The sequence below is a fragment of the Eubacteriaceae bacterium Marseille-Q4139 genome (assembly GCA_018223415.1).
Lineage (GTDB): Bacteria > Bacillota > Clostridia > Lachnospirales > Lachnospiraceae > CABSIM01.
In genome coordinates this window covers 3230782-3253052 of sequence record JAGTTQ010000001.1, presented here as the reverse complement: position 1 = coordinate 3253052, position 22271 = coordinate 3230782, and the positions used below count along the sequence as shown (strand labels likewise).

Below are 22271 nucleotides of genomic sequence, written 5' to 3'. Positions count from 1 at the left end.
CTTTCTCAGCCGAGAGCAATAATAATCAGCCAGATAAAAACCATGACGCCGGCCGCCGTCAGGCTGATCTTTGCCAACAGGTAGTTTTTCTCTTTTTCAAAAAAAGAAAAAACGCCGTAGGCGATGGCCGAAACCGCCGTCAGGATGCTGGAAAACCCGAGCGCCGCCGCCGTAAGCGGCGCATTGCCCTGGGACATGTAGGAAAGGCCGACGGCTGCCGCTGCCAGAATGACAGACACCGCCGAAAGCCCTGCCGACACAAAGCTGTTTTTTGCCAGGGGCTTGCGAATATACGATACCTTATTGCCGATCCGTTTCACTGTACTTATGCCACACTCCTTTTAAAAGGCAGTAAACCACATAGCCCGCCAGGCCACCGATGGTGTTTAAAAGCAGGTCGTCCACATCGAAGCTGCCGACCTTAAAGACGAGCTGGGCGGTTTCCACGCAGAGACTGAAGGCAAAGCTTAAAAGCGTCGTCGTGTACCAGTGCTTTGTCCTGACCCAGATGACAGGAAGGAAAAAGCCGAAGGGCACGAACGCCGCCATATTTCCCGCGATATTTAAGACGACGGCCTTCCAGCCGAGCACATGGCGGTACATGATGAACCGCCTGATTTCACGGAACAGAACCAGGTTGTATTGATAATCGGATCTGGCCTCCGGGCTCCGCCCCATCTCCTCCGCAAAAAACAGGAAATATGTCAGAAGGATCAGATAAAGGACGAACAGGACGAACCCGAGGCTCCGATGCCTGTTATGTTTCAGCATGCTTTCAATCTCCATCCACAGAAGAAACGAGGCCGGGCGCTCTCCGGATTTCCCCGGCGAATTCCCGGCCTTATCTCATTCGTTTTTAAAAAGTAATTTCTGACTTTCTCTTAAGCAGGACGGCGCCGTTTACGATTGCCACAATCCCGGCCGCCATACCGACCGTCAGGATCACAATGCCGACGGCAACGCTGGCCGCGCCTGCATTCCGCATGGTCTTATAGATTCTTTCCATGACATGCACTCCTTATTTTACGCCGTACTGCTCGTAGTAGGCGTCGATGGCTGCCTTTAAGCTGTCATCGATGATGACCTTGCCCTTGTACTCCCTGTTGTAGAGATGCTCGACAACCTCTTTCATCGTAACGATGGCCGTCGTCTTAAAGCCGTACTTCTCCTGGATTTCAGCCAGGGCAGACTTCTCGCCCTGTCCTCTCTCACAGCGATCCACGGATACCACAAGGCCGAGCACGTTTACGTCGCCCTGGGCCTTGATGATCGGAAGCGTCTCCTCGATGGAAGTTCCTGCCGTCGTCACGTCCTCGATGATAACGACCTTGTCGCCGTCAGCAATCGGGCTTCCAAGGAGAATTCCCTTGTCGCCGTGATCCTTGACTTCCTTGCGGTTGGAGCAGTATTTGATGTCCGCGCCGAAATGCTCGCTTAAAGCCATGCTGGCAGCAACCGTCAGCGGGATGCCCTTGTAGGCCGGCCCAAACAGCACGTCAAAATCCGTGCCGAAGGTCTCCTGGATGGCTTTTGCATAGTATTCGCCCAGTTTTCTGAGCTGTGCGCCGTTGCGGTAAAAGCCTGTGTTTACGAAAAACGGGGTCTTTCTTCCGCTCTTTGTGACGAAATCTCCAAATTTCAGGACGCCGCAGTCCACCATAAACTCAATAAATTCCTGCTTGTATCTTTCCATATTCTTTATTCCCCTCTCTGGATCCGGCCGCCTGCCTAGCGCACGGCGCCGATTAACTCGTTGATATCATCCACGTGGTTTCTTCTCATGTATTCCTCAATCCCGGCCGCAATCTCTGCTGTTGCCGACGGATTGATGAAGTTGGCCGTCCCCACGGAAACTGCCGTGGCTCCCGCCAGGATAAACTCCAGCGCGTCCTCCGCCGTCAGGATCCCGCCCATTCCGATGACAGGGATTTTCACGGCATTTGCCGTCTGGTACACCATACGCACTGCCACCGGCTTGATGGCCGGGCCGGAAAGGCCGCCGGTCTTATTGGCCAGGGCAAAGGTACGCCGGTTGATGTCGATTTTCATGCCGGTCAGCGTGTTGATTAAGGAAACCACATCTGCACCACCGGCTTCCACGGCCCTTGCCATCTCCGTGATATCCGTCACATTCGGCGAAAGCTTCATGATGACAGGCTGTTTTGCCGCTTTCTTTACGGCCTTTGTGATGTCCTCCGCGCATTTCGGATCCTGGCCGAAGGCGATGCCGCCCTCTTTTACGTTGGGACAGGAGATGTTGATTTCCAGCATGTCCACGTCGGTCTCCGCCAGGCGCTCCACCACGTCCACGTAGTCTTCCTTCGTCTTGCCGCAGACGTTTACGATGATCTTTGTGTCGTATTTTTTAAGGAACGGGATGTCCCTCTCGATGAACAGGTCGACGCCGGGCCCCTGGAGACCGATGGCGTTTAACATCCCGCCGTACACCTCTGTCACCCGCGGCGTGGGGTTCCCCGGCCACGGAACGCTTGCGATCCCCTTTGTCACGACGGCGCCAAGGCGGTTCAAATCGACAAATTCACTGTATTCCATGCCGGAGCCGAACGTCCCGGACGCAGTCATTACCGGGTTCTTAAGCTCCACACCGGCCAGATTTACCTTTGTATTCATGACTGGCCCTCCTTTTTGACGGTTCCGCACATGCAGCCGCTTCCGATCCGCTCTCTCTGTTCCTCCGAGGAAAGAATCTCCACCTCTTCGGCCAGAAAAACAGGGCCGTCCTTGCAGACTCTCTTGTTTCTCACGTTGCTGTGGCTGTCCACGTCTTTGCTGTGGCAGACGCAGCCAAGGCAGGCCCCAATACCGCAGGCCATCTTTTCCTCGAGGGAGATGTAGCATTCGATGCCGTTTTCCATGGCATAAGCCTTAATGGCCTTTAACATCGGTGTCGGGCCGCAGGCATAAATAATATCTGCCGTCAGGCCGTTCTCCCGGATGGCGTCCAAAACATTCCCCTTCGTTCCGGCGCTTCCATCCTCCGTCGCATAAACGACGCTTCCGCAGGCCTCAAACTCCTCTTTTAAGAACATCTGGCTGTCGCGGTAGCCGAGAACGGCCGTCTTTTCGCAGTCGAGTTCCTTAAAAAGCTCCAGAAGCGGCGGGATCCCGATGCCTCCGCCAATCAGAAACGCCTTTTTGTCCTTAAGCGGGAAGCCGTTTCCAAGAGGCCCCATCACCGACACCATGTCCCCGGCGCGGTATGCGGAAAATTCAAGCGTCCCGCCGCCGGCGATCCGGTAAACGATCCTGAGCCTTCCGTTTTCCCGGTCGATTTCACAAATGCTGATGGGCCTCGGAAGAAGTTTTGCGCTGTCTTTCGGGTACACGGCAATAAACTGGCCCGGCTTTGCCGCGGCGGCCATTTCCGGCGCCTCCAGCCACATGCTGTAAATCCCATCCGCCATCATTTCCTGGCTGCAAAGCTTTACATTTTTCTTATTTTCTGCCATGGCGCCACCTATAATACGCGGTTGATATCCGCAATCATGTCGATCACTGCCTGTCTCGAAGCCTCGGCAAAATGTTCCGGGCCGAACTTCGCATACTTCTCCTGCTTGTAGGCCGCGATGATGCCGCGGGAGGAGTTTACGATGGCGCCGAGCCCGTCCTCATTGAAGCAGTGGCGCAAATCCTCTGCCGTACCGCCCTGGGCGCCGTAGCCGGGCACCAGGAAGTAAGTATGGGGCATCAGCTTTCTTAAAATCCGGCTCATCTCCGGATAAGTAGCGCCTACCACGGCGCCTACGTTGCTGTAAGCCCCGTCCATGGAGTCGGCGCCCCACTCGACAACCTTCTCTGCCACCAGCTCGTAGAGCGGCCGGCCGTCAATGAGCCTGTCCTGGAACTCGCCGCTGGAAGGGTTCGACGTCTTTACAAGGACGAACAGACCCTTGTCCTCTTCGTTGCAGACACCGACGAACGGCTTCACGCCGTCAGTGCCCAGGTACGGGTTCACCGTGATGAAATCCGTATTAAAACCGGAACATACATTGCTTCCAATCCGAACCTTTCCCAGATGTCCCACCGCATATGCCGAGGACGTGGAGCCGATGTCGCCGCGCTTTACGTCGCCGATGACGAGCAGTCCCTTCTGCTGGCAGTATTCCACAGTTCTCGCATATATTTTAAGTCCCTCAATGCCAAACTGCTCATACATGGCAATCTGAGGTTTCACTGAGGGAATTAAATCATACGTATGGTCAACAATTTCTTTATTGAACTGCCACACAGCGTCGGCAGCTCCTTCCAATGTCTCTCCGAACTCCTTAAAAGATTTCTGAACAATATGGGACGGGATGTACCCAAGCATCGGGTCAAGGCCGACACAGATCGGTGCTTTTGTTTTCTGAATCTTCTGTACGAGCTGATTTATCATGATTTCCTCCTTCAATGCAGTTCCGTTTTCTATCTATCCTGTCAATTTTAGCATAATCAGGAGATCCTTTCAAGCCAAAACCGCAGGCAGTGAAAAATTCCACATTTTATTTTTTCAGGAAGAAATAATGCGACTTCTGTTAAATATGGAAAACAATCGTACAAATGTACTCACCGTTCTTATAAACTTTCTTTAAAAACTGGTCTTCGGTCACCGTCTCCATATTCATCCACAGCTCCTCTGCCGCCAGCATCACATGGCACAGCATGATTCCGATGTTGAATTCCCGCATGGCCAGAAGTCTTTTCGTCTGGGGCAGGGCGTCCTTTCTCGCAAAGATATAGACCCGGTCGGAATAGACGATAAACCGCCATGGCTGAGAGTTGAACGACGACGGCGCCAGCCTGGCCGCCTTTAAAATCGACTTCAGATTTTCTCCCGGCTCATCCTTATAAGTACAGAGGTTTGCCAGGGAAAGCCGGTGGGCCGCCATGCTGTCGCGGTAGAGGCGCCCTTCCGGATAGCCGAAGGCGATTACCAAGAACTGCTTCAGCCCGTTTTTCACCGGCTCGCCGGCCTTCGTAGCTCCCAGGTAACAGCTCCCCACTTCCTTTTCCGTCATATAAAGCACCGCCTGCTCGGCCGCATAGCCGGCGTTTCTGGCCGACAGCCGCTCTTCCCCGCAGTAAACTGCCAGATAGTAGGGCGCCTCCGTCTTCCAGAGCCCCTTTACCTTCTGCTTTTTCTCTAAATTGTCAATGATCTCAAATTCCACCCGGCTCTGATTGTCCAGGGGCGAAATGTTATCCAAAAATTTCCTGAGCTTTGCCAGAAACTCCGCGTCCACCGGCTCCATGCGGAACTTGCGGACAGACTTCCGGCTGAAAATGGCCTCGTACAGATTCATAATACACACCTCTTGCCTTCCCATGCGCCGTCACCTGCGGCGCCAGATATTACAGACCAGATTCCCTTTCAAATTCATCAAGAAGCCCTTCAAACACCGCAAGCGCTTCCTCCACCGCCTGCGGAGTTTCCATGTCGAGGCCGCAGAGCTTCAAAAGCTCGATGGGCGTCCCGGAGCTTCCTCCCTTTAAAAACTCAAAATATCCCTTTAACGTCTTTTCATCCCCGGCAAGGATCCTGCCGGAAATGGCCATGGCCGCCGCAAAGCCCGTGGAATACTGGTAGACATAGAACGGGCTGTAAAAATGCGGAATCCTCTCCCACTCAAAATCAATTTCCGGATCAATGAACGCGTCATCCCCAAAATACCTTGCGTTGAGGTCATGGTACATGGCGCAGAGCTCCGCCTTCGTGAGAGGGATGCCGTCCCAGGCTTTTTTGTGGGCCAGGAACTCAAATTCCGCAAACATAGTCTGGCGGTAAATGATCTGGCGGAACCGCTCCAAAAACTGGCTCAGGAGAAAGACCTTCTCCTCATGGCTCTCTGCCTTTTTGATCCGGTCATTTAAAAGCAGGGCCTCGTTGACTGTCGACGCCACCTCGGCCACGAAAATCGTGTATCCCGCGTATGGATACGGCTGGTTTTCGTTGGAATACCAGGAGTGGAGCGAATGCCCCATCTCATGAGCCAGCGTCAGCGCGGAATGCAGCGTATCGTCGTAGCTTAACAGCACGTAGGGATGAACGCCGTAGACGCAGTTGGAGTAGCCGCCGCTTCTCTTTCCCTGGTTTTCATAGACGTCGATCCAGCGGCTTTCAAAGCCCTCCTTCACAATGTCCGTATATTCCGTTCCCAGGGGCTTTAAGGCCTCAAGCACCATGGCCTTTGCTTCCTCGTAGGGATAGCTTTTCTTAAAATCCGGCACCATCGGCGCATAGAGATCATACATGTGAACTTTATCGACGTCCAGGGCCCTCTTCCTTATGGAAATATACCGGTGCAGAAGGTTTAAATGTTTATGGACGGCCGCAAGGAGGTTGTCATAAACGCTCTCCGGCACTTCATTCTCCGAAAGATAATATGCCCTGGTGGACGGATACTTCCTGGCTTTTGCGTAAAAGCATGCCTGCTTTACGTTGCCTTCAAACATGGCGGCCGCCGTGTTGGCGAACTGGCCGTAGCTTTTATAGTAGGACTGGAACGCCGCCCTTCTCACGTTCCGGTCGCTGTTTTCCATGAGAAGCCCGAACCGGCCGTGGCTCACGGGAAGTTCGTTCCCGTCTGCGTCCGTTACCGGCTCAAAGGTCAGATCCGCGTTGTTAAACAGCGTAAAAATGGCGGACGGGCTCTGGGCCATGGAGACGGACGCGGCTAACAGCGTCTCTTCCTCCTTTGAAAGCATATGCGCCTTCTTTTTAAGCAGCCGCTCCAGATTCTTTTTATAGAGGGAGAGCTCCGAAGACGCCAGGAATTCTTTCATCTTCTCCGCCGGGATATCCAGAATCTCCGGCTCCGCAAAGGCTGTCTTTTCAAAAAACTTAAGGAACAGGCTCTGAACCCTGGAAACCATGGCCTGGCTTTCGGCGTCCGCCGTGTCCTCGTCGCTCTTTTGCTGGGCATAGGCCATGAGCCTGGAAAGAAGCTCTTCCTCCCGGTCATGGGTCGCAAGGTATTCCGCCAGGCGGACGGCCGACTGGCCAAGTGTCCCCGCAAAAGCCTCAAAGGACGGCAGGTTCTCTTCGGCCTGCTTTTCCATTGCCTTTTCCTCTGCGGCCGACGCAATCATGTCCTCCAGGTTCCATTTATACTGATCTTCAATCTCCGAACGCTTTTTTAACATCTCACCCATATGCTCTCCTCCTTATATCAGTCCTGACACCAGCGGGACGGCCGCCACGGTTAAAAGCCCTGCCACGGCGATGGCCAGGCTGCTCATGGCGCCTTCTACTTCGCCTAACTCAAGGGCTTTGGCCGTTCCGATGGCATGGGCCGCTGTTCCAAGGGAAAGCCCTTTGGCAATCGGCTCCCGGATTCCCACAAGCTTAAACCATGTCTCTGCTATCATGTTGCCCAAAATTCCCGTAATAATAATGCTTACTATCGTAATCGTCACAATTCCGCCGGCTTCCTCGGAAACACCCATGCCGATGGCTGTCGTGATGGACTTTGGAAGCAGCGAAACGTAGTGGACATGCTCCAGCTTAAAAAGAAGCGCCATGGCAAAAATGCTGGCGGCGCTGGCGATGACGCCGGAAAGGATCCCGAAAAACACCGCGGCCAGATTCTTTTTTAAGAGCTCAAGCTGGCGGTATAAGGGGATTGCAAGGCAGACCGTCGCCGGAGTCAGGAAATAGCTGATGTACTGGCCGCCTTCGTTGTACTCGTCATAAGGGATGTTCCCGACGGCCAGCACGGCGATTACCAGAAGGATCGCCACAAGCAGCGGGTTTAAAACAGCCCATTTCAGTTTCTTTTTGAGCCACAGACCGAAAAGGTACGCGGCAATGCTGATGAAAAATCCAAAGGTAACCGGCATTTATCTGTCCTCCCTGCGCTGAAAATGAAGAATGAATTCCGTCGTCTTTCCGGTCACGGTCATGACGATTAAGGTGGAAAGGAAGGTAATCACGAGAAACGGCACCAGGATGGCCCGCAGCTCCTCCATGCGCTCCAAAAGCCCGACGGCCGCCGGGATGAACATTAAGGGCATCAGGTCAAGAAGCAGGTCACCGGTGTTTTCCACATCGGAAAGCTTTAAAACGCCGCTGCAAAGAAGCGCCAGCAAAAGGAACAGGCCGTAGACGCCGGCCGGCACCGGAAGCGGGATCAGGCGGTTTAATAGTTCCCCTGCCATGGTAATGCCGAAGATAATCACAAGCTCTTTCAGATATTTCATACTGTCTCTCCTCATCTTCTGATGGGTACATTTTAGCACCGGATTTTTCCCCGGGCAATACAGGAAAATGATACAAATTTTCCCTTGAAAAAAGGCATTTTTCTGTACTATAATCAATTTGCCTCATCCGGCCGCACAAAAGAGCCGCCGCAGGCATATGTTTTCAACACGAAGGAGGTACGCCCCATGCCCGTAAACCGTCTTGGTTCCCTGGATTCTGAAAGCAAAAAAAAGCTTCATGAGCTTCTTTCCTCATGCAGAAAACACGAACCGGTATCCGTCTCGTTTCCCGAGGAGGAGGCCGATTTTTATCTCTTCTTTTCCGATGGGGACGGCCGCCTTCTCTCTGCCGCCGCCTTTACCGGGGCCGGCGAAGGGACTTACGAATGCACAGCCTTTACAAAGCCTGGCTTTCGCAGGCAGGGGCTTTTTTCTTTCCTTCTCTCCGAGGCGCTCTCCATGCTCCCGGAAGAGACGGAGCTTTTGTTTTATACGGACAATCAGTCTGCCGGCGCACTGGGCGCCCTCGCGGCCATCGGCGCCAGCCGCCTGTTTGACGAACATATGATGGAGCTGGCGCCGGGGCCGTATCCCGGGGCCAAAGATCCCGCCGTTTCCGAGGAGGCCAGCGAGGATCCGGAGACAGGCCGGGAGCTTTTCCTTTTTCAAAGCCCATACGGCTCCTTAAAGATTCTCTCTTTTCCCGGCCACTACTATCTCTTCGGCTTTGAAATCCTTCCGGAATTTCGCGGACGCGGCCACGGAAAGAAGCTTCTCTGCCATGTGCTCCATGAATTGTCCAGGAAAGCGCCGCTCCCCGTCCGCCTCCAGGTTTCCGGGGACAATGCTGCGGCCCTTTCCCTGTATGAAAAGACAGGGTTCCAGATCACCGAAACCCTGTCCTGTTACTTATACTAGCCCGCCGGCTCAGTCCCTGTCAAACGCCAGGAGCTTCTGTTTATCGGGGCTTGCCTTTTCATCAATTTTCCGGCGGATGGAGAGCATTTTTAAATCGGTCTGGGCTATGATCTCGGCACATTCCTTTAATTCCTCGCTGATCTCCGTGCTGTCCTCCAGATCTTTTTTATATTTCATCTGATGATCCAGGCTCGCCCAGAAATCCATGGCGATGGTTCGGATCTGCACCTCGACGCGCATTTTCTCCTTCCGGTCGGAAAAATACACAGGAACCTCGATAATCATATGGTAGCTTCGGTATCCGTTGTCTTTGGGACAGCGGATATAGTCCTTGACGGTCAGCACCGTCACGTCGTCCTGCCTTGCAAGCATCTCGGCTACCTGGTAGATATCGTCCACAAACGAACAGATCACCCGGATCCCGGCCACGTCATAGAGGTTGTCGTACACCGACTGGATCGTGATCGGATAGCCGCGCCGCTGGAGCTTTTCGATGATGCTGCCCGGCTTTTTCACTCTGGACTTTATCATCTGGATCGGGTTTCTCTGGTTCCGGACGGCCAGATCGTCGTTTAAGACCTCTAACTTCGTCTTTACCTCGCGGATCGCACAGGAGTACATCATGATTAACTCCTGGAACCGCTTTGCCTCGTTTAAAAAATTTTCCGGGATCTCAATCGCGTTCGGGGCGTTGACGGCAGACTGCACCAGCTCCCCATTGGGATTCATGTTCATTGGTACACCTCTTTACACGTATTTGCTGTTTTTATTATACAGGAAACCGGCAGTTCCTACAACGAAAGAAACCTTAATTTTCTCTAAAGATTTCGGCATGAGAGCCTGCCTCAAAATCCTCTCCAAAAAGCCCCTTCTGCGGCTTTACAAGCCATGGAAACAGTGCTATGATTAGCTTAAACGCAGATGGTCTGCGGCGATGCTTATATGATACCTGGGAGGAATGAAAATCATGAAAACATTAGGCTACTACAACGGCAAATTCGGGCCTCTGGAAGAGATGACTGTCCCGATGAACGACCGTGTCTGCTATTTCGGAGACGGCGTCTACGAGGCCACGCTGGCGAAAAACGGCAAGATCTTTGCTTTAAAGGAACACCTGGACCGCTTCTTCAACAGCGCAGGTCTTTTAAAGATCCATATGCCTTACACAAAGGACGAGATTGCCGCAATCCTTTACGATATGTTAGCCAAGCTGGACGACGACGAGATTTTCGTCTACTGGCAGATGACCCGCGGAACCGGCATGCGCCAGCACCAGTTCCCGGCAGGGGATGTGAAGCCGAACCTCTGGATCACCATGAAGCCGGGCAAGCACGGCGACATGACAAAGCCCTTTAAGCTCACGACGATGGAAGACACCCGTTTCCTCCACTGCAATATCAAGACCCTGAACCTGCTCCCCAACGTCATGGCGGCGGAGAAGGCCGAGGAGCTTGGCTGCGGCGAATGTGTGTTCCACCGCGGCGATATTGTCACCGAATGCGCCCACAGCAATGTTTCCATCTTAAAGGACGGCGTATTTAAGACTCATCCGACGGATCATCTGATTCTTCCTGGTATCACCAGAATGCATCTGATCCAGATCTGCAAGGACAACGGAATCACCGTGGATGAGACCCCGTTTACGATGAAGGAGCTTCTCGAGGCCGATGAAATCATCGTCTCCAGCTCCACGAAATTCTGTGCGACGGCATATGAGGTGGACGGCGTCCCGGCGGGCGGAAAGGCCCCGGAGACGGTGAAGCTGCTCCAGGAGAAATATCTGGAGAAGTTTGAGAACGAGACAAAATAAATGTGACTGGAAAATGCCCGTTAGCGGCCGTATGGCTGACAGCGGGCATTTTCACATGTAAAACATGATTCACATATTCAAAAAAGGGAAAACAGCACTACATTTTCCAGATATATTCAAGGGAATCCGTGCTCAAATTCAAGATAATATTTTCATGGCAGTATAAGTTTACAATCAAAGACTGATACGAAACATGATGATAAAGATATTCGACCCTTTTCCTCTCCACAAGACGGATCAATTTATCAAAATCAAATTCTATATACGATCTTCTGAATTTCGGAAATTTCCGTGTTTTCATCCGATAAATGTCAAACGTATCAATTAAGTGTATTTTTATTGTTAATGACCTGGCATTGGGGCAAAGATTCCGGATGGAATCGTGAATGGATATTCCCTGTTCAAAGTCCAAAATAAGGAAATCATCTGAAAGCGAGATTTTGTTGATTACACAATCGTGTGGTGCAGGAATTGTGGGCCATTCTGCCTTATCCAAATAATAAATCATGGACACCTCCTATTTGCTTTATCACATCTGCTCCCAGTCATTGATGCCATCCTTTGCTAAAAGCTCCTGGCACCGGAAGAAAAATCCCGCCTGTGCGCCTTGTTCCCCACAGGCGGGATTCGTTTTTAAAGCTTTGCCGCAATGGCTGCGCCTGTCTCAGACGTAGAGGCCGTCCCGCCGAGATCCGGCGTCAGAACCTTTCCTTCCTCCAGGACGCCTTCCACGGCGTCTAAAATCCGTTTTCCCCAGTCCTCTCTTCCGAAAAAGTCCATCATCTGAGAAGCTGCCCAGATGGAGGCCATGGGGTTTGCAATCCCCTTTCCGGCGATATCCGGCGCCGAACCGTGGATCGGCTCAAACATGGACGGATATTTCCGCTCGGGGTTTAAGTTGGCGCCGGCCGCAAGGCCCATGCCGCCGGAGATGGCAGCGCCAAGATCCGTCAGGATATCCCCGAACAGGTTGCTGGTGACGACTACCTCGAACCGTTTCGGGTCTTTTACCATGAACATGCTGGCAGCGTCCACGAGATAGGAGTGAGTCTCCACCTCCGGGTATTCTCTGCTCACCTCATGGAAAATCTGATCCCAGAATACCATCGAGTAATTGAGGGCGTTGGCCTTGCTGATGCTTGTGAGGCTGCGCCCCTCTTTTTTCGCGGTCTCGAAGGCATAGCGGATGATCCGCTCACAGCCGACGCGGGAAAAGACGCCGTCCTGGATCACCACCTCGTTGGGCTTTCCCTTAAACAGCCAGCTTCCGCTTCCCGCATACTCGCCCTCGCTGTTTTCGCGGATGAAGGTCATGTTGATGTCCTCCCGGCGCACATCCTTTAAGGGGCAGCCGGCACCCTTTAAGAGACGGACAGGCCTTAAATTCACATACTGGTCAAAGCCCTTTCGGATCGTGAGCAAAAGCTCCCACAGGGAAATATGATCGGGCACGCCGGGATAGCCGACGGCGCCGAGATAGATCGCATCAAAGTCTTTCAAAATCTCCATGGCGTCCGGATCCATCATCCTGCCGTTTTTCAGATAATACTCACATCCCCAGGGGAACCAGACATCCTCAAAGGAAAATCCCCCGTCCAGCTCTGCGGCATGCTTTAACACCCGCATTCCTTCCTTTAATACCTCCGGCCCGACGCCGTCACCCGGTATCACTGCAATCCTGTACTTATCCATAGGAACCCTCCTGCTCTTCGTCATATTGTTATGCCCGCACGGCCCACCGCATTTTCGTGGATCTGGCGCGGCTGTTTCTCGCGCATTCTTCCGCCGACGGGCGGATCACGTCTTTTGAAATATCGCTGTAAATCCCCTCCTGGTAAAACTCCTTAAAGGATTTCTTCACCAGCCTGTCCTCGCCGGAATGGAAAGTCAAAATGGCCGCGCGCCCGCCTGGCTTTAAGGCGTCCGGGAGCTTTGAAAGAAACGAATAAAGTGCCTCAAATTCCCCGTTTACGTCAATCCGCAAGGCCTGGAAGGTTCTCTGGCACGCTTTTTTCACAGCTTCGGCCTGGTCGTTTTTCGGAAGGAACGAAAGCGCCTCTCCGATGGTATCCCTCAAGGCGAAGGTTGTCCCAATCGCTTCCCCTTTTCTGAGCTTTTTCACAATGGCGGCAGCGATTTCCTCGGCGTAGGGCTCGTCGGAATTTTCCAGAAGCATTCCGGTAAGCTCTTCCCTGCTCATTTCCAGAAGACGCTCTGCCGCGCTCTGTCCCTTTAAGGGGTTCATCCGCAGATCCAGCGGCCCGTCGGCTTTAAAGGTAAAGCCGCGCTCCGGATTGTCAATCTGCATGGAGGAGACGCCCAGGTCTGCCAGCACGAAGTCAAAGCCGCCTGCCTCCCTGGCTGCCTGGTCGATGTCTGCGAAATTCATTAACTTCACCGTCAGAATCTCCGGCCCGTAGCCGGCCTCAAGGAGCCGCTTCTTCGTCTTTTCCGACTCAATCGGATCCACGTCCAGGGCGTAAAGATGGCCTTTTCCATCCAGGCATTCCAGCATTTTCCTCGTATGGCCGCCATAGCCCAGAGTCGCATCCAACCCGGTCTGTCCCGGTTCAATCTTTAAAAAATCCAGGATTTCCTGTACGCAGATGGAAATGTGCATGCCGGCCGGCGTGCCGCCCTTTTGGATGACATGGGCGATGGTATCGGCGTATTTTTCCGGATCCAGCTCCTTGTATTTTTCACTGTATTTTTTCGGATGGGTACCGGAGTACCGCACCCGGCGCTTATGCTGTTTCTCTTCCATGACAATTCCTTTCTTTCAGGTGATAAGACTAGAATAGCACGTTTTTTCATATTTTACCAGGTATTTGTCCGTCCCCGGCTGCACCTTCCGCTCCATGGATGGCCGGTATCCGAACCGTTCATAAAAGCCCCTGGCCCTTTTATTTTCCTCTAAAACCCACAAAAACACCTGCTCCGCCTTTTCTCTTTCCGCAATGGAAAGGAACGCTCTCATGAGACAGCTCCCCACGCCTTCGCCCTGGAAAAACGGGTCGATATAAAGCTCCCTAAGCTCCAGCTTTTTGATGCCGTCCTCTCCTTTTTCCACATGCATCATGCCCTTTACGATGCCGTCGTCATAGACGTAGATTTCCCTCAAAGCGTCCGGCCTGTCCCTGAAATCCAGCGCCAGATCAAGAACCTGCATTTCCTGAAAGGAGACGTAATCATTCTCAAAAATCGGGCGGTACGCCGTCCGCTTGGCGAAAATCAGGATCTCGGCCAGCCGGGACGCGTCCTTTTTTTCTGCTTTTCTGATGTTCATCCGGCAGTCCTCTCTTTCTCCTCAAGCTTCCCCTGGAAAACGGCTTGTGCAGCAAAAAAACGGTTTAAGATGCGCCCGAGGCTGGCAGGATTTTCTGTATTGACCTCATGGCCTGCATTTGGGATAACAGACAGCCGTGCGGCAGGAATCTGCCGCCTGAGTTCTATTGCCGCCCGCCGGTTGGCCCTGTCTTTTTCTCCGCAGACAACAAGAGTCCGGCAGAAAATCTGGCCCAGATCGTTCCGGAAATCCAGATTTTCCATGGAGCGGGAAAGGCTTAAAACCGTTTTTTTATCAAAGCCCATGGAGCCGAACGCCGCGGCCGGCATGATGCGAAAGACCGTATTCTGGATTTTCAGCAGCGTTTTCGGCACCGATGGCTGTGTTCCGATTAAAACCAGCGCCTTCACCTGTGCTTCATGCTCTGCCGCGTAGTTCAGGGCGAGCATCCCGCCCAGGGAAAGGCCGCATAAAGCAAGCGGCTCATCAAACTGGCCGCAGAAGCGCTCCATCTCCCGGTACAGGTCCCGGTAGCTGCCGCTTGTGCCGGAAAGCCACTCAGACAGTTCCGGACACAGAACCCCGGATTTTACGTCCAGCGCCTCTCTGACCGCATTCCAGGACGAGGCCGTCTGCCCCAGTCCGTGAAGCAGGATGTATTTCATGACATGTCCTCTCTTTCTTTAAGACCGCTATGCGGTTATTATACTGTCGTGACTGAGAGATGTCGAGCCTTTTGTATGCGGACATAGAATTTGGCAGGCATTCATTTTAAAAGGATAGAACACCGAATAACTCATGCGCCGGCGCGGATGATTGCTGTAAAATTTTAAGTTGATTTTAAGTTCCTTTTGTATATTATCAAGATAAGACGACCATGTGCAGCAAAGAAAGGAGGCAAGTTTTATGGCGAGTATTTTACCTGTATCGGATTTGAGAAATTGTAATGAGGTTTTAAAAAACTGCCGCGCAGGGGAACCTGTTTTTTTGACGAAAAATGGCAGGGGGCGTTTTGTTGTACTTGACATTGAAGACTATGAACGTGAACGTGCGGAAAAGAAATTGTTAATGAAACTGCGAATAAACCCTTTGGTTGTATCCGATTTGCAGGAAATAAGAGAGGACGAGACGCTCCCAGCTCCGGCGCCCCGTCCTCTCCTTCTTTTAATACAGATTTTTCACCTTAAAGTCCTTTTCCAGCTCTCTTCTCTGATCCTTCTTTGCGATGTCGGCACGCTTGTCATAGAGCTTCTTTCCGCGCGCCAGGCCGATCTCCACCTTCACCAGGCTCCCTTTGAAATAAACCTGGAGCGGCACCAGGGTCAGGCCCTTTTCCTGGAGCTTTCCCTTTAGCTTATTGATCTCGTGGCGGTGCATTAAAAGCTTCCGCTCTCTCAGCGGATCCTTGTTGAAGATATTGCCTTTTTCGTAAGGGCTGATGTGCATGCCGAAAATCATGACTTCGTTGTTCACGATCCGCACAAAGGACTCCTTAATGCTGCATTTGCCCATCCGCAGGGATTTCACCTCTGTCCCGGCCAGGGCAATGCCGGCCTCGAATTTCTCGTCGATAAAATAGTCAAAATACGCCTTTTTATTATTCGCAATCAGCTTAATGCTGTCCTTCCCCATATCATGCTCCGTTCCTCCGCCGAAGACGGCGGCATATCAATTTTATTTCCTCCGGAATTCCCGCACCGGCAGAAAGTCGATGGTCTTTAAGTACCGGTCGGCAGAAACCACCTGGATCCGGATCTTCTGTCCCAGCTTATACGTCCGTCCCGTCATCTCCCCGACGAGGCAGTACCGCTCTTCGTCAAACACGTAGTAATCCCCGTCCAGCTCACTGACCCGCACCATGCCTTCCACGGTGTTGGGCAGCTCCACATAAAAGCCGTAGCCGGTGACGCCGGAAATCACGCCGTCGAACTCCTCTCCGATATGGCGTTCCATGAATTCCACCTTTTTCATCTTGTCGGTCTCCCGCTCGGCTTCCTCCGCCAGCCGCTCCCTGGCCGAAGACCAGGCCGCCGTGTCCGGAAGGATTTTTTCGTAGTGGGCAATCCGCTTTTTCCCCAGCTCGCCGTGGAGGTTTTCCTTGATAATCCTGTGGATCTGAAGATCCGGGTACCTTCTGATCGGTGAGGTAAAATGGGTGTAGTAGCTGGCTGCCAGGCCGAAATGCCCGTCACAGCTGACCGTATATTTGGCCTGCTTCATGGAGCGGAGCGCCATCCTGGAAATGAGCGGCTCCTCCGGCTTTCCGGCCGCCTTGTCGAGAAGCTTCTGGAGCTCCTTCGGATGAAGCTCGCCGTTTATGAAATGCAGCGAGTAGCCGAAGCTCCCGATTAAGGAGGCAAACCGCCGGCTTTTTTCCTCGTCCGGCTTTTCATGGGTGCGGTAGAGGAACGGCACCTGCTGCCAGAAATATTCTTCGGCCACAGTCTCATTGGCCGCCAGCATGAAGTCCTCGATGAGCCGCGTGGCCGCGTTCCTCTGGCGCGGCTTAATGGCCTTCGGCCGTCCCTTTTCATCCAGAAGAATTTTGCATTCCGCAAAGTCGAAGTCCACGGCACCCCGTGCCCGTCTCCTGGCCCTTAGAAGCTCTGCCGCCTCGTTCATTTCAAAAAACATCGGCGCAAACTCCCGGTACTCCGAAAAACAGCCGCCTGCCTCCCCGTCCGTCAGGATTTCATTGACGGCCGTATAGGTCATCCGCCTGTCAACGCGGATCACGCTCTCGCAGATTTTATGGCTCGCCACATGGCCCTTTTCGTCGATATCCATGAGACAGCTCAAGGCCAGCCTGTCCTCACCGGCATTTAAAGAGCAGATCCCGTTGGAAAGCCTGTGTGGCAGCATCGGGATCACCCGGTCCACCAGATAGACGCTGGTGCCGCGCTTCTTCGCCTCCGCGTCCAGAGCCTTGCCTTCTTTTACATAGTGGGTCACGTCGGCGATGTGGACGCCCAGATGATAGACGGCTTCCCCGTCCACGATTTCCTTTGAAATGCTGACGGCATCGTCGAGATCTTTTGCGTCCTCGCCGTCAATAGTCACCATGGGCACATGGCGGAGGTCTGTGCGGCCGTTTTGAAGCTCTTTTTCCACCATGGCCTCCGAAAGAGACTCCGGTGCCTTCGCCGCTTCTTTCATGACTTCCTCCGGAAATTCTTCCGGCAGGCCGTATGCGCGGATCACCGACAGCACGTCGACGCCCGGGTCGTTTATATGCCCCAGGATCTCCTTTACCTCGCCCTCGGGATTTTTGTTTTTTCCGCCGTAGGACGTCAGCCGCACCAGCACCTTATGGCCGGAGACGGCGCCCATATCTTTTCCCTCCGGGATAAAGATGTCCGACGTAATCCGCGGGTTGTCGGGAATCACAAAACCGTAGCGGCGGTTCCTTTCATAAAGCCCCACCATCGTCTCGTTTGCCCGCTTTAAGATCTTTATGACGACGGCTTCCATCCGCCGTTTCCCGCGTCCTTCCTCTATAATAATCTGTACCGTATCGCCGTCCATGGCGCCGCCCGTGTTGTCCGGGGCCACGAACAGGTCTTCCAAAAAGCCCTCGGCCGTCACGAAGCCGAAGCCTCTGGGATTTGCCGTAAAAACGCCGGTACGGGAAAATAACTCTGCCTTTCCGTACTTCCCTTTTTTCGACACGCCGGCCTTTCCGTCGGCAATCAGCGCATCGAGGACTTCTTTCAGCTCCTCCCGCCTGCTTTTCGGGATATCCAGAAGGATCGCCAGCTCCTTAAGCTTCATCGGCACATAGCTTTCCTCGTTCATCAGGGCCAGAAGGGTCTCCTTCCGCTCCTTCATCAGATTTTCTTCCATTCCATCTCCTTTGGTTCTATCGCACATAGAAGCTGCGCCTCTGTATAAAAAACACCCTTGCAGAATTTCCGCAAGAGTGTCCGTTATCTTAGATAAACTTCAGGTTCAGGATAAAAGCCAGGATAAAAATTCCAAATGCTGCAATCTTTGTAAATTTCTCAAGCTTGCCTTCCATGGAACGTCCCCGGTTCTTTCCCCAGTAGCTTTCCGCAATGCCGCCGATGGCGCCGAGCCCTGCGGACTTTCCTTCCTGCATCAGAACAATGCCGGTCATGGCGATACATAAGATAACGAATACAATGGTCAGGATAATTCTAATCACCGCTCACACCTCCTACTATACAAACATAGCTATCATACCATACAATGTCCTGAAATACAACCTTTATTTCACGGATTTTCCAGGCTGGTCTCACGGAAGTGCCGGCGTCATCGTTATTTCCTGTTTTCCGTCTTTTCCTGAAAGCTCTCCTCGATCCTTAAAAGCGCATTGTATTTTGCCACCCGCTCCGACCGGCATGGCGCGCCGGTTTTCACCTGGCCTGCATTGACGGCCACGGCAAGCTCTGCTAAAAACGGGTCTTCGGTTTCGCCGGAGCGATGGGAAATCACCGTCTTCCAGCCGGCCTTTTTTGCTGTCTCGATGGCGTCCATGCTTTCAGATAACGTCCCGATCTGGTTCATCTTAATTAAGATGGCGTTTCCGGCCCCCAGGGAAATGCCCTTTTCCAGGCGCTTTTTGTTGGTGACAAACAGATCGTCGCCGACAAGCTGGATTTTTTCCCCCAGCGTCTCCGTAAGGAGCTTCCAGCCGTCCCAGTCCTCCTCATGAAGCCCGTCTTCCAGAGAACAGATGGGAAAGCCCTCGCAGAGCCTTCTGTAATACTCCACCATGGCTCTCGTGTCGCGCTCCACCTTGACGCCGTTCATGGCGCTCTCTCCCGGGAATTCGTACATGCCCGTCTCCTCATTATAAAGCTCGCTGGCAGCCGCGTCGATGGCAAGCTTCACATCGCGGCCCGGCTCATAGCCCGTCTCCCGGATGGCCCGCACAAGAAAAGACAGGGCTTCCTCCGAATTTTTTAAATCCGGCGCAAAGCCGCCCTCGTCGCCGACGGCCGTAGAATAGCCGCCGTCCTTTAAAAGCGCCTTTAAGGTGTGGTAAATCTCAGCACACATCCTGAGCCCCTCGGCAAAGGATTCGGCGCCCACCGGCATAATCATGAATTCCTGGAGATCGACGGTGTTGTCGGCATGGCGTCCGCCGTTTAATACGTTCATCATCGGCACCGGCAGCTCATGGCCGTACACGCCGCCCAGGTAGCGGAAAAGCGGAAGGTGCAGCGCCTCTGCCGCAGCCCTCGCGGCCGCCAGGGATACGCTTAAAACGGCGTTGGCGCCGAGCCGTTCCTTTCCGGCGCTCCCGTCAGCCTCGATTAAAAGCGCGTCGATCCGCCTCTGGTTCCTGGCATCCTCAAAAAGGACGGCTTCACAGAGCTCGCTGTTCACATGCTCCACGGCTTTTTTGACGCCTTTCCCCAGGTACCTCCCGCCGCCGTCACGAAGCTCTGCGGCCTCATATTTCCCCGTGGACGCCCCGGACGGCACGGAGGCACGCCCCACGGCGCCGCAGCCAAGCTCCACCTCGGCCTCCACCGTCGGGTTTCCCCTGGAATCTAAAATCTCGCGCCCATGTACTCTCACAATCTCATAATTCACATCCATAAAAAAATGGCCTCCTTACAGCAATTCTCATTACTGTAAGGATAGCCATTTTTTAACGGCTTATGCGCGAAGTTCGATGCCCATGCTCTGAAGGCCGTTTAAAATTTTGTTCATGACGGCTGTGATCTCTTTTTCCTCCAGGGTATGATCTTTCGCCCGGAAGGTGATGGAGTAAGCCACGGACTTGTGGCCTGCCAGGATCTGCGCACCCTCGTAGATGTCGAACAGCTCGCAGCTCTCTAAGATCTTTCCGCCCCTCTGGGCAATCATGTCCTCGATCTGGCCCACCAGGATCTCCTTCGGGACAACCATGCTTAAATCGCGCGTCACGGCCGGGTATTTTGCAAGGCCGGTGTACTTGCGGTCAAAGGAGGTGAACGGGATCATGGACGGCATGTCGATGACGCCCACATATGCCTTCTCGCCGATCTTATAGTTGTCCAGCACGTCCGGGTGCACCTCGCCCAGGTAGCCGATCACGGTACCCTCGTAGGAGATTGCAGCCTGGCGTCCCGGGTGAAGGAACGGCTTTCCGCTCTGCGGATCGTAATGGAGACGGCCGCTCATGCCAACCTGCTCGAAGAATTCCTCGATGACGCCCTTCATGGTGAAGAAGTCGCCGTCGCCGTACATGCCGAGGGTGAACTGCATCCGCTCGTCGGGAAGCTCCGTAAGCGGCAGGCTCTTCGGAAGGTAGACGTTTGCCAGCTCATAAAGGCGGACATTTTTGTTCCTTCTGTTGTAGTTGGTGGATAAGGATGTCAGCATGCCGTTTAACGGAAGCGTCCGCATGATGCTGAAATCCTCGCCCAGGGGGTTGGAAATCACGACGGTCTTTCTGAGCTCGTCGTCAGCCGGGAGCAACAGCTTATCGAACACCTTCGGGCTCTCGAAGGAATACGTCATGCCCTGGGAGAAGCCGCAGAACTCCGCGACAGCCCTGGCCGCTTCCTCAATCCGCAGCTTATAGGACAGCTTTCCGGTTGTGGCTTCGCCCGTGGGAAGCGTCGTCCCGATCTTGTCATAGCCGTAGAACCTTGCCACTTCCTCGGCCAGGTCAGCCATGCAGTGAATGTCCTGACGCCAGGTGGGAGCCACGATTTCGTTTGCGGCCTCGTCGTAGGAGAGGTCAACGGCCTTAAAGTATTCCAGCATGGTCTCCGGCGCAATTTCCGTTCCGAGAAGCCGGTTGATCTTTTCCGGCTCAAAGGCAACCCGGGACTCCACAGGCTTTTCGGCGCAGATGTCAATCATGCCGCCGACTACTTCGCCGGCGCCCAGCTCTTCGATGAGCTGGCAGGCGCGGTTTACGGCTTCCTCGGCCGTATTGGGATCAAGGCCTTTTTCATACTTTCCGGAGGCATCGGTGCGCAAGCCCAGCTTTCTCGCGGAAAGGCGGATATTGGTACCGTCAAAGGTAGCACACTCGAACACCATGGTCTTTACGTCGTCGGTGATCTTGGAGTTTTCACCGCCCATGATTCCGGCGATGCCGACTTCCTTTTCACCGTCGTTAATCATGAGGATCGTATGATCCAGGTTCCGGACCTGGCCGTCAAGGGTCTGGAAGGTGTCGCCGTCCTTGGCGCATTTTACGATGATTTCATGGCCGGCAAGCAGGTCGTAGTCGAAGGCGTGCATCGGCTGACCGTACTCCTCCATGATGTAGTTGGTAATATCGACGATGTTGTTGATGGGGCGGATGCCGGAGGCCGCCAGGCGGCGCTGCATCCACTGGGGCGACGGCGCCAGCTTGATGTTCTTTACCATTCTCGCGCAGTAGCGGCGGCAGAGCTTCGGATCTTCAACGGAAATCTTTAAATAGTCGTTGATGTCTTCGCCGTTTCCCGTAGGCGTTACCACCGGCGGGCAGAATTTCTTCCGGAACGTGGCGGCCGCCTCGCGGGCGATGCCGATGACGCTGTAACAGTCCACGCGGTTGGACGTGATCTCATACTCAAACACCACGTCGTGAAGCCCCAGGACTTCGATGGCGTCGGTGCCGACCTTCGTGTCCTCCGGAAGGATGTAGATGCCGCTTTCCGGCGCGTCCGGGTACATGTTACGGTCGGAGCCCAGCTCTTCGATGGAGCACATCATGCCGTTGGACTCGATGCCGCGCAGTTTTCCCTTCTTGATGCGGATGCCGTCCTCGGGAAGTGGGCCGCCGTCATGGCCGCCTGCCACCTTGCCGCCGTCTAAAACCACCGGCACTTTGTCGCCGACTTTTACGTTGGGCGCGCCTGTGACAATCTGGGTCGTCTCGGTTCCGATGTCCACCTGGCAGACGATGAGCTTGTCTGCATCCGGGTGTTTTTCAATGGACAAAATCTGTCCCACTACGATTTTTTCCAGGTTTTTATCGAGGCACTCATAGCCCTCCACCTTCGTTCCGGAAAGGGTCATGGCATCCGTGTACTCCTGCGCCGTGACATTGAGATCCGGGACGTATGCTTTAATCCAGGATAATGCTGTATTCATGCTTTTCTA

At 53.6% G+C, this 22271-nt stretch carries 24 protein-coding genes and 1 pseudogene; 3 read left to right on the top strand and 22 right to left on the bottom strand.

All coding sequences use genetic code 11. The annotated features are described in order from the left end of the window. Positions 1-5: 5 nt before the first annotated feature. The 11 genes from KE531_15555 to KE531_15505 all read right to left on the bottom strand — a co-directional run bounded on the left by KE531_15555 (position 6) and on the right by KE531_15505 (position 8199). A complete protein-coding gene (locus KE531_15555; protein MBR9955007.1) occupies positions 6-320 on the bottom strand; it encodes a calcium:proton exchanger in 315 nt (104 codons plus the stop codon). Beyond that, positions 301-771 carry a VanZ family protein gene (locus tag KE531_15550; protein ID MBR9955006.1) on the bottom strand — a complete coding sequence of 157 codons (471 nt, stop codon included), beginning with the start codon at positions 769-771 and terminating at the stop codon, positions 301-303. The genes KE531_15555 and KE531_15550 overlap by 20 nt, the downstream gene beginning before the upstream one ends. Positions 772-856: 85 nt before the next feature. After that, a complete protein-coding gene (locus tag KE531_15545) occupies positions 857-1006 on the bottom strand; it encodes a hypothetical protein (protein MBR9955005.1) in 150 nt (49 codons plus the stop codon). 12 nt (positions 1007-1018) lie between these two features. Next, positions 1019-1693 carry an orotate phosphoribosyltransferase gene (gene pyrE / locus KE531_15540; protein ID MBR9955004.1) on the bottom strand — a complete coding sequence of 225 codons (675 nt, stop codon included), beginning with the start codon at positions 1691-1693 and terminating at the stop codon, positions 1019-1021. A gap of 35 nt (positions 1694-1728) precedes the next feature. After that, positions 1729-2631, bottom strand: a complete 903-nt coding sequence (locus tag KE531_15535; protein MBR9955003.1) for a dihydroorotate dehydrogenase — start codon at positions 2629-2631, stop codon at positions 1729-1731. Further along, positions 2628-3470: a dihydroorotate dehydrogenase electron transfer subunit gene (locus tag KE531_15530; protein MBR9955002.1), complete on the bottom strand. Its 843-nt coding sequence runs from the start codon at positions 3468-3470 to the stop codon at positions 2628-2630. The genes KE531_15535 and KE531_15530 overlap by 4 nt, the downstream gene beginning before the upstream one ends. An 8-nt stretch (positions 3471-3478) precedes the next feature. After that, on the bottom strand, positions 3479-4396 hold the full coding sequence (pyrF, locus tag KE531_15525; GenBank protein ID MBR9955001.1) for an orotidine-5'-phosphate decarboxylase: 918 nt from the start codon (positions 4394-4396) through the stop codon (positions 3479-3481). 139 nt (positions 4397-4535) lie between these two features. Further along, on the bottom strand, positions 4536-5303 hold the full coding sequence (locus KE531_15520; GenBank protein ID MBR9955000.1) for a nitroreductase family protein: 768 nt from the start codon (positions 5301-5303) through the stop codon (positions 4536-4538). A gap of 49 nt (positions 5304-5352) precedes the next feature. Further along, complete coding sequence (pepF, locus tag KE531_15515) at positions 5353-7152, bottom strand: oligoendopeptidase F (GenBank protein ID MBR9954999.1); 1800 nt, start codon at positions 7150-7152, stop codon at positions 5353-5355. A 12-nt stretch (positions 7153-7164) separates the two neighbouring features. After that, positions 7165-7839, bottom strand: a complete 675-nt coding sequence (locus KE531_15510; GenBank protein ID MBR9954998.1) for an LrgB family protein — start codon at positions 7837-7839, stop codon at positions 7165-7167. Continuing rightward, a complete protein-coding gene (locus KE531_15505; protein MBR9954997.1) occupies positions 7840-8199 on the bottom strand; it encodes a CidA/LrgA family protein in 360 nt (119 codons plus the stop codon). It lies immediately after the preceding gene. Positions 8200-8385: 186 nt separating this feature from the next. Between KE531_15505 and KE531_15500 the strand changes: the two genes are divergently transcribed. Then, positions 8386-9117, top strand: a complete 732-nt coding sequence (locus KE531_15500; protein MBR9954996.1) for a GNAT family N-acetyltransferase — start codon at positions 8386-8388, stop codon at positions 9115-9117. Between the two features lie 9 nt (positions 9118-9126). On the opposite strand, the gene KE531_15495 is transcribed toward KE531_15500, so the two are convergent. Beyond that, the gene (locus tag KE531_15495) at positions 9127-9852 is read right to left on the bottom strand and encodes a GTP pyrophosphokinase family protein (GenBank protein MBR9954995.1); all 726 of its coding nucleotides are present in this window, start codon (positions 9850-9852) and stop codon (positions 9127-9129) included. Positions 9853-10084: 232 nt separating this feature from the next. Here KE531_15495 and KE531_15490 point away from each other — a divergent pair, with 232 nt between their 5' ends. Further along, a complete protein-coding gene (locus tag KE531_15490; GenBank protein ID MBR9954994.1) occupies positions 10085-10927 on the top strand; it encodes a D-amino acid aminotransferase in 843 nt (280 codons plus the stop codon). Between the two features lie 97 nt (positions 10928-11024). On the opposite strand, the gene KE531_15485 is transcribed toward KE531_15490, so the two are convergent. The 5 genes from KE531_15485 to KE531_15465 form a co-directional block, all read right to left on the bottom strand. Next, a complete protein-coding gene (locus KE531_15485) occupies positions 11025-11435 on the bottom strand; it encodes a hypothetical protein (protein ID MBR9954993.1) in 411 nt (136 codons plus the stop codon). A 125-nt stretch (positions 11436-11560) separates the two neighbouring features. Continuing rightward, entirely contained in the window at positions 11561-12619 is a 1059-nt protein-coding gene (locus KE531_15480; GenBank protein MBR9954992.1) for a tartrate dehydrogenase, read from the bottom strand. 28 nt (positions 12620-12647) lie between these two features. Beyond that, positions 12648-13691 carry a 16S rRNA (cytosine(1402)-N(4))-methyltransferase RsmH gene (rsmH, locus tag KE531_15475; protein ID MBR9954991.1) on the bottom strand — a complete coding sequence of 348 codons (1044 nt, stop codon included), beginning with the start codon at positions 13689-13691 and terminating at the stop codon, positions 12648-12650. Positions 13692-13706: 15 nt separating this feature from the next. Then, the gene (locus tag KE531_15470; protein MBR9954990.1) at positions 13707-14213 is read right to left on the bottom strand and encodes a GNAT family N-acetyltransferase; all 507 of its coding nucleotides are present in this window, start codon (positions 14211-14213) and stop codon (positions 13707-13709) included. Further along, positions 14210-14878, bottom strand: a complete 669-nt coding sequence (locus tag KE531_15465; protein MBR9954989.1) for an alpha/beta fold hydrolase — start codon at positions 14876-14878, stop codon at positions 14210-14212. Before KE531_15465 ends, KE531_15470 begins: the two co-directional genes overlap by 4 nt. Positions 14879-15119: 241 nt before the next feature. Between KE531_15465 and KE531_15460 the strand changes: the two are divergent. Further along, positions 15120-15293: pseudogene (locus tag KE531_15460) on the top strand (type II toxin-antitoxin system prevent-host-death family antitoxin). Positions 15294-15377: 84 nt separating this feature from the next. Here the strand turns inward: KE531_15460 and smpB are convergent. The 5 genes from smpB to KE531_15435 form a co-directional block, all read right to left on the bottom strand. Then, positions 15378-15845 carry an SsrA-binding protein SmpB gene (smpB, locus tag KE531_15455; protein MBR9954988.1) on the bottom strand — a complete coding sequence of 156 codons (468 nt, stop codon included), beginning with the start codon at positions 15843-15845 and terminating at the stop codon, positions 15378-15380. Between the two features lie 42 nt (positions 15846-15887). Continuing rightward, positions 15888-18056, bottom strand: coding sequence for a ribonuclease R (rnr, locus tag KE531_15450; protein ID MBR9954987.1), 2169 nt, complete (start codon positions 18054-18056; stop codon positions 15888-15890). An 88-nt stretch (positions 18057-18144) separates the two neighbouring features. Next, positions 18145-18378, bottom strand: coding sequence for a preprotein translocase subunit SecG (gene secG, locus KE531_15445; GenBank protein ID MBR9954986.1), 234 nt, complete (start codon positions 18376-18378; stop codon positions 18145-18147). A gap of 113 nt (positions 18379-18491) precedes the next feature. Then, positions 18492-19781 (bottom strand): phosphopyruvate hydratase, encoded by a 1290-nt coding sequence (gene eno / locus KE531_15440; protein MBR9954985.1) that lies wholly within the window; start codon positions 19779-19781, stop codon positions 18492-18494. 60 nt (positions 19782-19841) lie between these two features. After that, positions 19842-22262 carry a phenylalanine--tRNA ligase subunit beta gene (locus KE531_15435; protein ID MBR9954984.1) on the bottom strand — a complete coding sequence of 807 codons (2421 nt, stop codon included), beginning with the start codon at positions 22260-22262 and terminating at the stop codon, positions 19842-19844. Positions 22263-22271: the final 9 nt, after the last annotated feature.